This is a genomic window from Streptomyces sp. V4I8 (assembly GCF_041261225.1).
GTDB lineage: Bacteria > Actinomycetota > Actinomycetes > Streptomycetales > Streptomycetaceae > Streptomyces.
On the sequence record NZ_JBGCCN010000001.1, the window covers coordinates 5,720,339 to 5,735,382 of the forward strand.

At 71.5% G+C, this 15,044-nt stretch carries 13 protein-coding genes; 11 read left to right on the forward strand and 2 right to left on the reverse strand.

What is annotated here, in order from left to right; all coding sequences use genetic code 11:
* The first annotated feature begins 14 nt into the window (after positions 1-14).
* Positions 15-839 (forward strand): oxidoreductase, encoded by an 825-nt coding sequence (locus ABIE67_RS26050; RefSeq protein WP_370261929.1) that lies wholly within the window; start codon positions 15-17, stop codon positions 837-839.
* A 441-nt stretch (positions 840-1,280) separates the two neighbouring features.
* On the opposite strand, the gene ABIE67_RS26055 is transcribed toward ABIE67_RS26050, so the two are convergent.
* Positions 1,281-2,114, reverse strand: a complete 834-nt coding sequence (locus ABIE67_RS26055) for an HAD family hydrolase (RefSeq protein ID WP_370261931.1) — start codon at positions 2,112-2,114, stop codon at positions 1,281-1,283.
* A 558-nt stretch (positions 2,115-2,672) separates the two neighbouring features.
* Between ABIE67_RS26055 and ssd the strand changes: the two genes are divergently transcribed.
* The 7 genes from ssd (at position 2,673) to ABIE67_RS26090 (ending at position 8,652) form a co-directional block, all read left to right on the forward strand.
* Positions 2,673-3,800, forward strand: a complete 1,128-nt coding sequence (ssd, locus tag ABIE67_RS26060) for a septum site-determining protein Ssd (protein WP_370268941.1) — start codon at positions 2,673-2,675, stop codon at positions 3,798-3,800.
* 524 nt (positions 3,801-4,324) lie between these two features.
* On the forward strand, positions 4,325-5,581 hold the full coding sequence (locus tag ABIE67_RS26065) for a TadA family conjugal transfer-associated ATPase (RefSeq protein ID WP_370268945.1): 1,257 nt from the start codon (positions 4,325-4,327) through the stop codon (positions 5,579-5,581).
* A 9-nt stretch (positions 5,582-5,590) separates the two neighbouring features.
* Positions 5,591-6,442, forward strand: a complete 852-nt coding sequence (locus ABIE67_RS26070; protein ID WP_370268950.1) for a type II secretion system F family protein — start codon at positions 5,591-5,593, stop codon at positions 6,440-6,442.
* Between the two features lie 36 nt (positions 6,443-6,478).
* Entirely contained in the window at positions 6,479-7,261 is a 783-nt protein-coding gene (locus tag ABIE67_RS26075; protein WP_370261934.1) for a type II secretion system F family protein, read from the forward strand.
* Positions 7,262-7,434: 173 nt separating this feature from the next.
* Positions 7,435-7,644, forward strand: coding sequence for a DUF4244 domain-containing protein (locus ABIE67_RS26080; protein ID WP_370261936.1), 210 nt, complete (start codon positions 7,435-7,437; stop codon positions 7,642-7,644).
* 94 nt (positions 7,645-7,738) lie between these two features.
* Positions 7,739-8,068, forward strand: coding sequence for a TadE family type IV pilus minor pilin (locus ABIE67_RS26085; RefSeq protein WP_370261938.1), 330 nt, complete (start codon positions 7,739-7,741; stop codon positions 8,066-8,068).
* 125 nt (positions 8,069-8,193) lie between these two features.
* Positions 8,194-8,652: an Rv3654c family TadE-like protein gene (locus ABIE67_RS26090; protein ID WP_370268955.1), complete on the forward strand. Its 459-nt coding sequence runs from the start codon at positions 8,194-8,196 to the stop codon at positions 8,650-8,652.
* Here the strand turns inward: ABIE67_RS26090 and ABIE67_RS26095 are convergent.
* On the reverse strand, positions 8,573-11,188 hold the full coding sequence (locus tag ABIE67_RS26095; protein WP_370261940.1) for a DEAD/DEAH box helicase: 2,616 nt from the start codon (positions 11,186-11,188) through the stop codon (positions 8,573-8,575). The two genes, ABIE67_RS26090 and ABIE67_RS26095, sit on opposite strands and share 80 nt — an antisense overlap.
* Before the next feature lie 83 nt (positions 11,189-11,271).
* Here ABIE67_RS26095 and bldG point away from each other — a divergent pair, with 83 nt between their 5' ends.
* The 3 genes from bldG (at position 11,272) to ABIE67_RS26110 (ending at position 14,887) form a co-directional block, all read left to right on the forward strand.
* A complete protein-coding gene (gene bldG, locus ABIE67_RS26100) occupies positions 11,272-11,613 on the forward strand; it encodes an anti-sigma factor antagonist BldG (RefSeq protein ID WP_003975386.1) in 342 nt (113 codons plus the stop codon).
* Positions 11,614-11,734: 121 nt separating this feature from the next.
* Positions 11,735-12,172 (forward strand): ATP-binding protein, encoded by a 438-nt coding sequence (locus tag ABIE67_RS26105; protein ID WP_370261946.1) that lies wholly within the window; start codon positions 11,735-11,737, stop codon positions 12,170-12,172.
* 309 nt (positions 12,173-12,481) lie between these two features.
* Positions 12,482-14,887 carry a sodium-translocating pyrophosphatase gene (locus ABIE67_RS26110; protein WP_370261949.1) on the forward strand — a complete coding sequence of 802 codons (2,406 nt, stop codon included), beginning with the start codon at positions 12,482-12,484 and terminating at the stop codon, positions 14,885-14,887.
* The last annotated feature ends 157 nt before the right edge of the window (positions 14,888-15,044 follow it).

Here is a 15,044-nt window from a genome sequence, read left to right on the forward strand (position 1 = left end):
GTAGTGTCGTACTCATGAGTACGACAGGCGCGGCCGCCGATCCGCTCGCGGCCCTCGGTTCACTGCCCGGAGTGCCGGAGTCCGTGGAGTCCGTGCGCAAGGCTGTGGACCGCGTGTACGGGCACCGGATCATGCGGCGCCGCAGCAACGAGATCACCTCCGAGGCGGCCCTGCGCGGCGCCCGCGGCTCCGCGGCGCTGTCCGGGGCCGACTGGGCGCTCGAAGAGGTGCGTCGGCGTACCGACTTCAGCGGTGACGACGAGGCACGCGTCATGGGCGCGACCCTGAGGCTGACGGCCGAGGCGGGTCAACTGCTGTCCATCTGGCGGCAGTCGCCGCTTCGGGTGCTGGCGCGGCTGCACCTGGTGGCGGCGGCGAGCAACGACGACCAGGTCGGACGGCCGCGTAAGGGGGCCGAGCCGGTCGACGAGCCGCTGGTCGAGCTGCCGTTGCCGAGCGCGGAGGAGGTGCACGGCCGGCTGGAGGGGCTGTCCGAGCTGATCATCGCCGGCGGTTCGGCGCCCGCGCTGGTGACGGCCGCCGTCGTGCATGGCGAGCTCGTCGCGCTGCGCCCCTTCACCTCCCACAACGGCCTGATCGCGCGCACGGCCGAGCGCATCGTCCTGGTCGGCAGCGGCCTCGACCCGAAGTCCGTCTGCCCGGCCGAGGTCGGCCACGCCGAACTGGGCCGCGCGGCCTATCTGGCGGCGCTCGACGGCTACGTCTCCGGCACCCCCGAAGGCATGGCTGCCTGGATCGCCCACTGCGGCAAGGCGATCGAGCTCGGGGCGCGCGAGTCGACGGCCGTTTGTGAGGCGCTGCAGCGCGGCGCGGCGTAAGCACGCGCGTGGGGTGTCGGTAAGGCGGCCCATAGCCGTGGGGCGCGAAAAAGGCCCCACGCGGGGGCCCATAAGAGTTGCGGCGGTACGAGGATTCGTACCGCCGCTGGCATGTTCACCGGGTTACCAAGCGTCCTCGATATGTTGCCCATCAGGCCGGGGAGCTTTGCCCGTCACCTGGTGCGGCTGGCCCGTAATCGACGGGTCGACGTCGCGTGGGTGCCCAGTGTTCATGCTCGGTCCGTGGGCCAAATGCGTATTAAAGGTGATCCTCGCGGATGTCCTTGGTCTCGCGGGCCGTTGAGTCCTTTGTACTCCAGGACTTAACCAAGCGGAAGGCCTGGCTGCAGTTCTTTACTTTTGCTCGCAAAACGGTGACAAACGGACAGCGGTGTGTCGAACGAGTGTCGAACGAGGTGCGCGTTACCCGGGAAACGCGGTTCAGGCGAGCGCGGAGCGGCGTCGGCTCGCGTACCAGACGAGGCCCGCGGTGGCCGCGGCGGCTCCTATGGCCGCGGCCGCGACAAGGGCGGGGCGCGGCGGTACGGAGAGGGATGGAAGCCGCTGCTTGAGCCGAACGGGGCGATGGAAGTCGAGAATCGGCCACCCGCGCGCGAGTGCCTCGCGGCGCAGTGCGCGGTCGGGGTTCACGGCGTGCGGGTTGCCGACGGACTGAAGCATCGGAAGGTCGGTGGCCGAATCGCTGTACGCGTAGCAGCGGGAGAGGTCGTAGCCCTCGGACTCGGCCAGCTCCTTGATCGCCTCGGCCTTCGTCGGACCGTACGCGTAGTACTCCACCTCCCCGGTGAAGCAGCCGTCGTCGCCCACCACCATGCGGGTGGCGACCACGCGGTCGGCGCCGAGCAACTCGCCGATCGGCTCGACCACCTCGGCGCCCGACGTGGACACGATCACCACGTCGCGGCCCGCGGTGTGGTGCTCCTCGATGAGGGAGGCGGCCTCGTCGTAGATGATCGGGTCGATCAGGTCGTGCAGCGTCTCGGCGACGATCTCCTTGACCTGCTGGACGTTCCAGCCACGGACGAGCGCGGAGAGGTACTCGCGTGTGCGCTCCATCTGGTCATGGTCCATACCGCCCAGGCGGAAGACGAACTGGGCATATGCGGTCCGCAAGGCGGCCCGCCGGTTGATCAGGCCGCCTTGGTAGAACGACTTGCTGAACGTGAGCGTGCTCGACTTCGCAATGACCGTCTTGTCCAGGTCAAAGAAGGCGGCTGTGCGGGGCAAGGAGTGGTTTTCCACGACCCTGAGCATAGGCGCAGCCCATTCGGCGTAAGGTGGGCGCGTGGGTTTGCCTGAGAGGGCTCTCGGGTACACCATGGAAGTCACGGATCGTTCGCGACCGTGCTAACCCGGTCCGACTCCTCCCCCCCCGAGTCGGCCGTGGAGACGACCCCCGCTCTCCCCCCCGGCGGGGGTCGTCGCATGTCCGGGTGGGTTTTCCTTTTTTCAGCGCGGCCGCAGGGCCGAAGCGCGGCGCCCGCGGGCGCCCGTTCCGCCTGCCCATGATCCGTCACTGTGCGTAGCTGTCGCGCTGCTCTGCGGATGTCGTGCCGGGGCCGGTTCGAGGGTCACCGGTATGGGTGACGGCGATATTCACAACCACCGAGTTGTCCACAGTTATCAACCAAGATCCACACGATTTCCGGGATCGCTGCACCGTGATTCCAGCGCGCACCGCTCAGGCCGACTTCATGGCCGGTTCTGGTTAGTCGGGCGTGTTCGGCCGGTTCGTATCGGCCGTTCATATGAAGGCCGCTCGCCGGTTCTTCACACGTATGGGAATCGCGGGGCCGCAGGGCTGCGCGAGTGATGCAGCGAAGGGGGACGGAAACCGTGACCGCAGTCGTCACACACGATCCGCCGTCCGCCGCCTCCGGGCGGCCGGGCAAGCCGTTGATCGTCACGGAAGACGCCGAACTGCTCGACGATCTGCTGCGCCTGTGCGCGGCGGCCGGCGCCACACCCGAGGTCCACCACGGAGTGCCCGAGCCCAGGGGCAGCTGGGAGGCCGCGCCGCTCGTCCTGGTCGGCGACGACGCCGCTCGCCGCGTGCGCGGGGTCGCCCGCAGACGTGGTGTGGTGCTCGTGGGCCGGGATCAGGACGACTCCGGGGTCTGGCGCCGGGCCGTCGAGATCGGCGCCGATCACGTCCTGATGCTGCCCGACGGGGAACAGTGGCTGGTCGACCGCATCGCCGACGTCGCCGAAGGCGTCGGCCGCCCCGCCCTCACCGTCGGCGTCATCGGTGGACGCGGCGGCGCCGGAGCCTCCACGCTCGCGTGCGCCCTCGCCGTCACCGCCGCGCGTGAGGGGCTGCGCACGCTCCTCGTGGACGGCGATCCACTGGGCGGCGGACTCGACGTGGTCCTCGGCGGCGAGGCGGCCGACGGCCTGCGCTGGCCCGCCTTCGCCGGCTCGCGCGGGCGGCTCGGCAGCGGCGCCCTGGAGGAGTCGCTGCCGAAACTGCACTCCCTGCGGGTCCTGAGCTGGGATCGCGGCGACTGCGTCGCCGTCCCTCCACAGGCGATGCGCGCGGTACTCGCCGCGGCCCGGCGCCGGGGCGGCACGGTCGTCGTCGACCTGCCCCGCCGCATCGACGACGGAGTGGCGGAGGCCCTCGCCCAACTCGACGTCGGCATCCTCGTGGCCCCCGCCGAACTGCGCGCCGTCGCGGCGGCTCGGCAGGTGGCCTCCGCGGTCCAGCTGGTCCTTCGGGATCTGCGTGTGGCGGTACGCGGGCCATACGCGCCCGGGCTCGACGACCACGAGGTGGCGCGGCTGCTGGAGCTGCCGCTGCTGGGTGAGGTGCCGCTGGAGCCGGGACTGCTGCGGCCGTACGAGAGCAAGGAACCGCCGGGGGCGGTGGGGCGGGGGCCGCTGGCGCGGTTCTGCCGGGAGTTCTGGGAGCGCGCGTTGCTTGAGGCGAGGGCGGCATGAGGGACGACGTGGGTGGTGGTGTGGCTGGTGGCTTGAGGGACGGCGTGCGGGGTGGTGACGGCGTGCGGGGTGGTGTGGCTGGTGGCTTGAGGGACGGCGCGAGTGGTGGCTTGAGGGGCGGCGCGAGGGGCGGCATGAGTACGGCATCGGGGCTCGATCGGGTGAGTGGTAGCCCGGGTGGTCCGGGGCGGGTGGCCACCGAGCGGTGGCGGCCGGGCGGGGCGGGGGTCGGCAGGGTGCGCAGGGCCACCCCGCGGTGGGCGTTGCAAGGGTCGGCGAGCGATGCTGTCGCGCTGCGGGTGGCGGATGGTTCGGGGCGTGCCGGTGTGGTGCCGCGGGTGGCGGACGGTTCGGTGAGTGCCGGGGTGCTGCGGCGGGCGGCCGACGGTTCGGTGAGCGCGGGTGTAGTGCGCCGGGTGCCCGAGGCCGCGGGGAGTACGGCCGTCGAGGGGCGGAAGTCGGTCGATCGGGCCGGTCACTCGGCCGGGCAGTGGACGTCGGACGGAACGGCGGCCGGGGCGGGTATGCCGTCGGGGCTGCTCGACGGGGTGCGGCAGTGGCTGGCCGAGAGCGGTGGCGAGCCGACGCCCGCGCGAGTGGCGCAGGCCCTGCGGGAGCAGGGCAGGGTGCTGGGGGACGCCGAAGTCCTCGGGGCAGCGGCACAGTTGCGGTCCGAGCTCGTCGGGAGCGGCCCGCTGGAGCCGCTGCTCGCCGATCCGTCGGTGACGGATGTGCTGGTGTCGGCGCCGGACCGGGTCTGGGTGGACCGGGGCGGTGGCCTGGAGCTGACCTCCGTGTCCTTCCCGGACGCGGCGGCCGTACGACGTCTCGCGCAACGCCTCGCCACGGTGGCCGGGCGGCGACTGGACGATGCGCGGCCCTGGGTGGACGCCCGACTGCCCGACGGGACCCGTCTGCACGCGGTGCTGCCGCCGGTCTCCGTCGGCTGTGCCTGTCTGTCGCTGCGAGTCGTGCGGCCGAGGGCGTTCACGCTCGACGAGCTGGTCGCGGCGGGCACGGTGCCGCCGGGTGGGGACCGGGTGCTGCGGGCGCTGGTCGACGCGCGGCTTTCGTTCCTCATCAGCGGCGGGACCGGCAGCGGCAAGACGACGCTGTTGAGCGCGTTGCTCGGGCTGGTCGGGACGGGCGAGCGAATCGTGCTCGCGGAGGACTCGGCGGAACTCAGGCCGGAACACCCGCATGTCGTACGGCTGGAGAGCAGACCCGCCAACCAGGAGGGCGCCGGGCTCGTCACCCTCGAGGACCTGGTGCGGCAAGCGCTGCGGATGCGGCCGGACCGGCTGGTCGTGGGCGAGGTTCGCGGGGCCGAAGTGGTCCATCTGCTGGCCGCGTTGAACACCGGCCACGAAGGAGGCTGCGGGACCGTCCACGCCAACGCGGCGGCCGACGTCCCGACCCGGCTGGAGGCGCTGGGCACGGCGGCAGGGCTCGACCGGGCCGCGCTGCACAGCCAGTTGGCGGCCGCACTGTCGGTCGTGCTCCATCTCGTACGCGACCGGTCCGGGCGTCGGCGGATCGCCGAGGTGCATGTGCTGGAGCGGGATCCGTCGGGGTTGGTGCGGACGGTGCCGGCGCTGCGGTGGCGCGCGGAGGGGTTCGCCCGCGAGCGGGGGTGGGAGCGGCTGCGGGGGCTGCTGCGGGGTGAGAGCGACGAGGGGCGCCGTGACTGTGAGAGTGCAGGCGCGCCGCGAGGGCGTGGTGATCGTGACGGGCTCGGTGACATGACGGATTCCGGTGACATGAGGGAGTCGGTGAGCTGAGTGGGTGAGATGTCGTGGGGCGCGGCCCTTGTGTGTCTCGGGGCGGCGGTCTGCCTGCTGGGCGGCCCGGACTCCGGTGCGCGACGGGCACAGTTGCTGCTCGCGGGCGGTGGGGCGGTGGGTGCCGGGCCGCCCGACTGGCGGCGGGTGGCCGGAGAACTGCGGCGGCTGCGGGGGCGACTGCGGGCCGAGTGGTGGGCACCGGCCGTCGGAATGGTGCTGGCCGTGCTGGGGTCGTCGGTGCTGCCGGTCGTCGCGGGGGCGGCCGGGGTGCCGTTGCTGCGGCGGGTGCGGCTGGCCAGGGAGGCGAGGCGGGAGCGGGAAGGTCGCGGGGACGCGGTGATCGCGCTGTGCGGGGCGCTCGCCGGGGAGGTGCGGGCCGGACGGCAGCCGGGTGAGGCGTTGCTGTGGGCGGCGCGGGACTCGGGTGGGCTCGGTGAGGCGCAGGCCGGGGTGCTGGCGGCGGCGCGGTTCGGCGGAGATGTGCCGGGCGCGCTCGCCGTCGCGGGACGGCAGCCGGGCGCCGAGGGCCTGTTGGGCCTGGCGGCGTGCTGGCGGGTGGCCGTGGACCAGGGCGCGGGGCTCGCGGCCGGACTCGACCGGCTGGCAGGGGCGTTGCGGGCCGAGCGGGACCAGCGTGCCGACCTGAGAGCCCAGCTGGCGGGAGCCAGGTCGACGGTCGTGATGCTCGCCGGCCTGCCGGTCCTCGGGTTGCTGCTCGGTGCCGCGATGGGGGCTGAGCCACTGCATGTGCTGCTGCACACCGGGGCGGGGGTCGGGTGCCTGGTGGTCGGCGGGGCCCTGGAGGGGCTGGGGATGTGGTGGGCGATGCGGATCGTGCGGGGAGCGGAGGCGGCGTGAGGACTCGGAGCGGTCGGGACATGAGGGGGTGACGGCGTGAGTGCGGAGGTTGTCCACAGGCTGGGGACGGCTCTGGGGGCGGCGCTGGTCGTCGGGTGGCTGGTGCGTTGGTCGGCCTTGGCCCGGCACGAGCGGAGAGCACGGCGACGGCTCGCCGAGTTGATGACACCGGCGGACGTGGTGTCGACCCGGCGACGGTTCGACGTCCGGCACGGCGTGCGGCGCGTGCTGCCCATGGCCGCTGTCGCGGGCGCCGGTTGGGCGCTGGTCGGTGGTGTCGCCGGTCTGGCGGTGGGGCTGGCCGTCGCGGGTGGGCTGTGGCGGCGTCGGCAGGATGCTGTCGGCGCCGTGGAGGAGCACGACGCCGGTGAGGTGGCTCGGCAACTTCCGCTCGCGGCGGATCTGCTGGCGGCCTGCATCGCTGCGGGAGCCGGTCCGGTGATCGCGGCACAGGCCGTCGGTGAGGCCCTGGGTGGCCCCGTCGGCGACGGGCTGGCGCGAGGCGCCGCGGAGGTGCGGCTCGGTGGCGAGCCGGGTGAGGCATGGCAGCGGCTGGCGTCCTTGCCGCGGGCCGGGGCGCTGGCGCGGTTGCTGGAACGGGCCGACGTGTCGGGACTCCCGGCGGCCGGACCGGTCGCGAGGCTCGCCACGGAGGCCCGCGCCGACTGGGCCCGCACCGCGACGGAACGGGCCAGACGGGCGGCCGTCATGGTCTCCGCGCCGGTGGGGCTGTGCTTCCTGCCCGCCTTCATCGCGGTCGGTGTGGCGCCGGTCGTGATCGGGCTGGCCGGTGGGGTGCTGGGAGGGGGTGGTGGATGACGGGGGAGGACGGAATGGCGGGGTGACGGGCGGGTGTCGCCGCCGGTCAGTAGGTGGAATGCCGGGTGCGGAGTCCCGGCAGCAGACGTTCAACGGTCGGCTCCCACAGCCGACTTCAGCAGCAGCTGCTTCGACAGCTGGTTCCAACAGAACTGAGTCTTACGGGGGTTGAGATGTTCAAGGCGGTACGGGCACGGATGTGTGCCCTGGTGTGCAGGGCGCGGGCGGCACGGAGCGACGCGGGGATGGTCACCTCCGAGTACGCGATGGGCATCGTCGCGGCGGTGGCGTTCGCCGTGGTGCTCTACAAGGTCGTGACGAGCGGGCAGGTCAGCGCGGAGTTGCAGGACATCGTGAAGCAGGCCCTCGATGCGCGGATGTGAGCGGAGGGGCGAGCGGGAGGCGGACCTGCGGCCGGACCCGCGATCGCTCCTGCGGTCGCACCGGCGGCCGGACTTGCGGTCGGACCGGGGATTCGTGACGGCCGAGTCGGCTGTCGTGCTCCCCGTGCTGGTGATGTTCGCGATGGCGCTGGTGTGGGGGCTGCTCGTGGTGGCCGCGCAAATCCAGTGCGTGGACGCGGCTCGGACCGGCGCCCGTGCGGCAGCCCGGCAGGATCCGGCTGAGGCGGTCATCGAGGTGGCCCGTGAGGCGGCACCGCGCGGTGCGACGGTCACGGTGGGCCGGAAGGGCGACGAGGTCCGCGTGGTCGTCGTGGCCAAACCACCGGTGCTGCGCGGCCTCCCCTTCGAGGTGCGGGAGGAGGCCGTGGCGGTGGCGGAGGAGACGGTGGGGGAGGGGACATGAGGAGGGCTCTCTCACTGGGCCGCGTGCCAGTCATCGACCGGCATGCGGACTGCGGGCTCCTCCCCGGCATCGGCCGACGTGTAGCCCGGTGGCGTGCCCTCGGCCGGCATAGGGCCCGGGGCGCTGTGGCCGGCCTGCGCTCCGATCGAGGCTCCGCCACCGTGTGGAGTGTCGGCGCCATCGCCGTCCTCTGCGTCGTCTTCGGCGTCGTACTCGCCCTGGGGCACGCCGTCGTGACCCGGCACCGTGCGGCCGGCGGTGCGGATCTCGCGGCGCTCGCGGCGGCCGACCACTGGGCGGAGGGCGGTACGGCGGCATGTGACCGCGCGGAACGGGTGGCTCGGGCGCAGGGCGTGCGGCTTGTGCGGTGCGTGCTGGCGGGGGAGGTGTCGGACGTGACGGCGGCGTCGGGCCGGGGACCGTTCGCGGCGCAGGTCAGGGCGCGGGCGGGGCCTGCGGGGCCACCGGGGACGACCCTGCCGATGCGCCCTCCACCGTTCGGCTCTACGGAGACGGATGACCTGCGGACGGGGCCTCCGTCGTTCGGCCCTGCGGCGACGAACCGTTCGACGCCGGATCCTTGACCGGTTGCGCGGCCACCGCCGGCTCCTCCTGCCGCGCGGGATCCGGGACGGGACCCCCCTCCCCGCCCGGGGCGGGTTCCCCCTTCTCGTCCGGCGCCCCCCGCAGCAGCACCGTGAGCAACCGCACCGCCCCTCGCTTGTGCAGCGGATCGTTCCCGTTGCCGCACTTGGGGGACTGGATGCAGGACGGGCAGCCGGCATCGCACTCGCAGCAGGCGATGGCCTGGCGGGTGGCGGTGAGCCAGGTGCGGGCGGTGTGGAAGGCGCGCTCCGCGAAGCCCGCGCCGCCGGGGTGGCCGTCGTAGACGAAGACCGTGGGGAGGAGCGTGTCGGGGTGCAGGGGGATCGAGACGCCGCCGATGTCCCAGCGGTCGCAGGTCGCGAAGAGGGGCAGCAGGCCGATCGAGGCGTGCTCGGCGGCATGCAGGGCGCCGCCGAGGATCTCCGGGTTGATCCGGGCCTCGTCCAGCTGGTCCTCGGTGACGGTCCACCACACCGCGCGCGTGCGCAGCGTACGAGGGGGGAGGTCGAGTTTCGTCTCGCCCAGCACTTCGCCGGTGATCAGCCGGCGGCGCAGGAAGGAGACCACCTGGTTGGTGACCTCGACGGAGCCGTAGCACAGGCGGCCGTCGCCCCATGGGACCTCGATGTCCGTCTCCAGGACGGAGATCGCCGTCGTGTCGCGGGCGACCGTCGAGTACGGCGGGGCGGCCTCCTCGACCAGGGCGACCGAGTCCTCCAGGTCGAGGGAGCGGACGAGGTAGGTGCGGCCCTGGTGCAGATGGACCGCGCCCTCGTGCACCGTGCCGTGCGCGGCGCCCGCGTCGACCGTGCCGAGCAGCCGGCCCGTGCCGGACTCGACCACCTGGACCGGACGGCCGCCCCCGCCGCGGATGTCGGTCAGGTCGGCGGCCCGCTCCCGGCGCGTCCAGTGCCAGGCCCTGGTGCGCCGGCGCAGCAGCTTCGCGGCCTCCAACTGGGGCAGCAGCCCTTCGGTCTCCGGGCCGAACAGCGCCAGGTCCTCGTCCGTCAGCGGGATTTCCGCGGCCGCGGCGCACAGGTGCGGGGCCAGGACGTACGGGTTGTCGGGGTCGAGGACCGTCGACTCCACCGGACGGTCGAACAGGGCCTCGGGGTGGTGGACGAGGTAGGTGTCCAGTGGGTCGTCGCGGGCGACCAGTACGGCCAGCGCGCCCTGGCCGGAGCGGCCGGCCCGGCCCGCCTGCTGCCACAGGGACGCGCGCGTGCCCGGGTAGCCGGCGATCAGTACGGCGTCCAGGCCGGAGACGTCGATGCCGAGTTCCAGGGCGGTGGTGGCGGAGAGGCCGAGGAGTTCGCCGGAGTGGAGGGCCTGTTCCAGGGCGCGGCGTTCCTCGGGGAGGTAGCCGCCGCGGTACGCCGCGACACGCCGGGCGAGGGAGCGGTCGACCTCGGCGAGGCGTTCCTGGGCGATGACCGAGATCAGCTCGGCGCCACGCCGGGAGCGGACGAAGGCGACCGACCGGATGCCCTGGATGGCGAGGTCGGTCAGCAGATCGGCCGTCTCGGCGGTGGCGGTACGCCGGACGGGGGCGCCCTTCTCGCCCTGGAGCTCGGTGAGCGGGGGCTCCCAGAGGGCGAAGACCAGTTCGCCGCGCGGGGAGGCGTCGTCGGCGACCTCCACCACCGGGAGGCCGGTGAGACGGCCTGCGGCCACCGCGGGCTCGGCCGAGGTCGCGGAGGCCAGCAGGAAGACGGGAGAGGACCCGTAGCGGGCGCAGAGGCGGCGCAGGCGGCGCAGGACCTGGGCGACGTGGGAGCCGAAGACGCCGCGATAGGTGTGGCACTCGTCGATGACGACGTACTTCAGCGCCTTGAGGAAGGAGGACCAGCGGGGATGGGACGGGAGTATGCCGCGGTGCAGCATGTCGGGGTTGGTGAGGACGTAGTTGGCGTACTGGCGGATCCACTCGCGTTCCTCGAACGGAGTATCGCCGTCGTACACAGCTGGGCGCACAGAATTGCCCAGCGGATGTGAAAGTTCCTTCACCGAACGGCACTGGTCCGCCGCAAGGGCCTTGGTCGGGGCCAGGTAGAGAGCGGTGGCGCCGCGCCCGTTCGGCGCCTCGGAGCCGTCCAGGAGCGCCGAGAGGACCGGCACGAGGTAGGCCAGCGACTTGCCGGACGCCGTGCCCGTGGCGACGACCACCGAGTCGCCGTCCAGGGCGTGCTCGGCGGCGCGTGCCTGGTGGGCCCAGGGATGTTCGATTCCCGCGGTCTGCACCGCGGCGATGACCTCCGCACGGATCCGGTCGGGCCAGACGGCATGGCGACCCTCCCGCGGGGGCACATGCTCCGTATGAGTGATGCGCGAAGCCCGGCTCGGCCCCGAGGCGAGCCGGCCCAGCACCGCGCCCGGGTCCACCCGGGAACCGGGGCCCGTCGGGGATCGATCGGATCGGTGATTCTTGGCCATCGGCACCGAGTGTGTCACTGGCGTGACGGACAATGGGACCAAGGCGTCGTGCACGCCTGCCGGTAAGTGATTGAATGCCATCGCGGCTGGCGAACCGTCCTTGAGGTTGCAAGCCGAGGTGTCCCGAGGGGCGACCGCTCGATTAGCAAGGTGCTGGAGGATCCGTGGACCTGTCCCTGTCGACCCGTACCGTCGGCGATCGTACGGTCGTCGAGGTCGGTGGCGAAATCGACGTATATACCGCGCCCAAGCTGCGCGAGCAGCTGGTCGAGCTGGTGAACGACGGGAGTTTCCACCTCGTCGTCGACATGGAGGGCGTGGACTTCCTCGACTCCACCGGGCTCGGCGTGCTGGTCGGCGGCCTGAAGCGTGTGCGTGCCCATGAGGGCTCCCTGCGCCTGGTCTGCAACCAGGAGCGCATTCTCAAGATCTTCCGTATCACCGGCCTCACCAAGGTGTTCCCGATCCACACCTCGGTCGAGGAAGCGGTGGCGGCGACCGACTGACCACCGGACCCGGGCCCGCCGCAGGGCGTGCCCGGGGCGGCAGAAGTTGAAAGAGAAGGGGGACCGGGCTTTCGGCCGCCCGGCCCTCCGGACAGCACGCCCGTAGTTCCGAGGGGGATGCATGGCCACCGTTGAACTCCGCTTCAGCGCGCTGCCCGAGCACGTCAGGACCGCCCGGTTGGTGGCGGCAGCGGTGGCGCGCAGGGCCGGAGTGGACGAGGCCGTCCTGGACGAGGTCAGGCTCGCCGTCGGCGAGGCCTGCAGCCGAGCCGTCGGACTGCACCAGAGCGTCGGCATCACGGCGCCGGTCAAGGTGTCGCTGATCGAGGAGGAGAAACAGTTCTCCATCGAGGTCGGCGACGAGGCGCCGCGCTCCGTTCCCGGTGAGGGGGCAAACGGCGCGGCGGGTGGCGACGGCGAAGTGGACGCCGAGGAGGACGAGATGGGCCTCGCGGTCATCAGCGGCCTCGTCGACGACGTGGAGGTCTCCGCGGGAGAGCATGGCGGGTTGATTCGTATGACCTGGCCGACCACACCGTCGGCCGCGGTGCTCACCTGACGACCTGCCGAACCCTCATCACGCTCAACGCGAAGGGGCCCTGCTCAGCAGGGCCCCTTCGCGTTTGTCTCATCGGCGCTGGGGAATTCGTGAAGGAATTCACGATCAATCTGCCGATAATTTGATCAAGTAAATGTGAGCGTCAATGGTTTTGAGGCATTAGCACTTTCGGGTTCACTGGCTGGATGTCGATCATTTGCTGAACGGCATGTGAAGGCTAATTCCGTTTACCGCGCTCTGTTTTGATCAGGTTCCGGTACCTAGAATCCGTCCACATCTTGAGCTCAGCCCAAGCGTCAAGGAGGACGAATGGCGGGGCTTTCTACCCCTCATCAGCTTGACCACCCCACAACCCTCGCAGCCGCGGTGCTCACCGACGACAACCGGATCATCATCACGGCCATCGGCGTTGTCGCGCTGGCAGCGCTCGTGGTCGCCGGCGTTCTCGTGCGCCAGGTGCTCGCGGCGGGCGAGGGCACCGACAGCATGAAGAAGATCGCGGCTGCGGTCCAGGAAGGCGCCAACGCCTATCTGGCCCGGCAGTTGCGCACACTCAGCGTATTCGCCGTCGTCGTGTTCTTCCTGCTCATGCTGCTGCCCGCGGACGACTGGAATCAGCGCATCGGCCGATCGGTGTTCTTCTTGATCGGCGCCGCGTTCTCGGCGGCCACCGGTTATATCGGCATGTGGCTCGCCGTGCGCAGCAATGTGCGCGTCGCCGCGGCCGCCCGGGAAGCGACCCCGGCGGAGGGTGAACCGGAAAAGGATCTCACCGCCGTCTCGCACAAAGCCATGAAGATCGCTTTCCGTACGGGCGGCGTCGTCGGCATGTTCACGGTGGGGCTCGGTCTGCTGGGCGCCTCCTGTGTGGTGCTCGTCTACGCCGCCGACGCGCCGAAGGTGCTCGAAGGATTCGGTCTCGGTGCCGCGCTGATCGCGATGTTCATGCGTGTCGGCGGCGGCATCTTCACCAAGGCCGCCGACGTCGGCGCCGACCTGGTCGGAAAGGTCGAGCAGGGCATTCCGGAGGACGACCCGCGCAATGCCGCGACCATCGCCGACAACGTGGGCGACAACGTCGGCGACTGCGCGGGCATGGCGGCCGACCTCTTCGAGTCGTACGCCGTGACTCTGGTCGCCGCGCTGATCCTCGGATCGGCGGCGTTCGGCAACTCCGGGCTCGCCTTCCCGCTGATCGTGCCCGCGATCGGCGTGATCACCGCGATGATCGGCATCTTCGCGGTGGCACCGCGCCGGACCGACCGCAGTGGCATGACCGCGATCAACCGTGGGTTCTTCATCTCCGCGGTGATCTCGATCGTGCTCGTCGCGATCGCCGTGTACGCCTACCTGCCGTCGTCGTACGCCGACCTCGAGGGCGTCACCGACGCGGCCATCGCGGCCAAGGGCGGCGACCCGCGGATCTTCGCGCTCGTCGCCGTGGCGATCGGCATCCTGCTGGCCGCCGTCATCCAGCAACTGACCGGCTACTTCACCGAGACCAACCGGCGCCCGGTCCGGGACATCGGCAAGACCTCGCTCACCGGTCCCGCCACCGTCGTCCTCGCCGGCATCTCCGTGGGTCTCGAATCGGCCGTCTACACCGCCCTGTTGATCGGCCTCGGCGTGTACGGGGCGTTCCTGCTGGGCGGCACGTCGATCATGCTGGCGCTGTTCGCGGTGGCGCTGGCCGGCACCGGCCTGCTCACCACGGTCGGCGTGATCGTCGCCATGGACACCTTCGGGCCGGTCTCCGACAACGCGCAGGGCATCGCCGAGATGTCCGGCGACGTCGAGGGCGCGGGCGCCCAGGTGCTCACCAACCTGGACGCGGTCGGCAACACCACCAAGGCCATCACCAAGGGCATCGCCATCGCCACCGCCGTCCTGGCGGCAGCGGCGCTCTTCGGGTCGTACCGCGACGCCATCACCACCGGCGCGCGGGACGTGGGCGAGAAGCTCAGCGGCGAAGGCGCGCCGATGAACCTGATGATGGACATCTCCCAGCCCAACAACCTCGTCGGCCTCATCGCGGGCGCGGCGGTCGTCTTCCTCTTCTCGGGCCTCGCCATCAACGCCGTGTCGCGGTCGGCGGGTGCCGTGGTCTACGAGGTGCGGCGGCAGTTCCGTGAGCGGCCCGGGATCATGGACTACACGGAGAAGCCGGAGTACGGCAAGGTCGTCGACATCTGCACCCGGGATGCCCTGCGCGAGCTCGCCACGCCCGGTCTGCTCGCCGTGATGGCGCCCATCTTCATCGGGTTCACGCTCGGCGTCGGCGCGCTGGGCGCGTTCCTGGCGGGCGCGATCGGCGCCGGCACGCTGATGGCGGTGTTCCTGGCCAACTCCGGCGGCGCCTGGGACAACGCCAAGAAGCTCGTCGAGGACGGTCATCACGGCGGCAAGGGCAGTGAGGCCCACGCCGCCACGGTGATCGGCGACACGGTCGGCGACCCCTTCAAGGACACCGCCGGTCCCGCGATCAACCCGCTGCTGAAAGTGATGAACCTGGTGTCGCTGCTCATCGCGCCAGCGGTCATCCAGTTCAGCTACGGCGAGGACAAGAACGTCGGCGTACGGGTCGTGATCGCCGTGGTGTCGCTCCTCGTGATCGTCGGCTCGGTCTACGTCTCCAAGCGGCGAGGCATCGCCATGGGTGACGAAGGCAACGCAGAAAGGGCCGCAAAACCGGTCGATCCCGCGGTGGTTTCGTAGGCGGTCTTACGACGGCCCAGCTCAAGAGGCGGGCGGGTGGCGCGCGTTGACGTGCCGCCCGCCCGCCTTGTGCGTGTTCACGCCCTAGCCGTGACCCTTCTCTCACATGGTGTAAAGAGTCTTATAACGTCACTAATACTGCATTCGGTGCATCGGT

Bases quoted from the DNA above. Each gene is read 5' to 3' on its own strand.
- ABIE67_RS26050 (WP_370261929.1), top strand. From the start codon at position 15: ATGAGTACGACAGGCGCGGCCGCCGATCCGCTCGCGGCCCTCGGTTCA.
- ABIE67_RS26055 (WP_370261931.1), bottom strand. From the start codon at position 2,114: ATGCTCAGGGTCGTGGAAAACCACTCCTTGCCCCGCACAGCCGCCTTC.
- ssd (WP_370268941.1), top strand. From the start codon at position 2,673: ATGCAGCGAAGGGGGACGGAAACCGTGACCGCAGTCGTCACACACGAT.
- ABIE67_RS26065 (WP_370268945.1), top strand. From the start codon at position 4,325: ATGCCGTCGGGGCTGCTCGACGGGGTGCGGCAGTGGCTGGCCGAGAGC.
- ABIE67_RS26070 (WP_370268950.1), top strand. From the start codon at position 5,591: ATGTCGTGGGGCGCGGCCCTTGTGTGTCTCGGGGCGGCGGTCTGCCTG.
- ABIE67_RS26080 (WP_370261936.1), top strand. From the start codon at position 7,435: ATGTTCAAGGCGGTACGGGCACGGATGTGTGCCCTGGTGTGCAGGGCG.
- ABIE67_RS26095 (WP_370261940.1), bottom strand. From the start codon at position 11,188: ATGGCATTCAATCACTTACCGGCAGGCGTGCACGACGCCTTGGTCCCA.
- ABIE67_RS26105 (WP_370261946.1), top strand. From the start codon at position 11,735: ATGGCCACCGTTGAACTCCGCTTCAGCGCGCTGCCCGAGCACGTCAGG.
- ABIE67_RS26110 (WP_370261949.1), top strand. From the start codon at position 12,482: ATGGCGGGGCTTTCTACCCCTCATCAGCTTGACCACCCCACAACCCTC.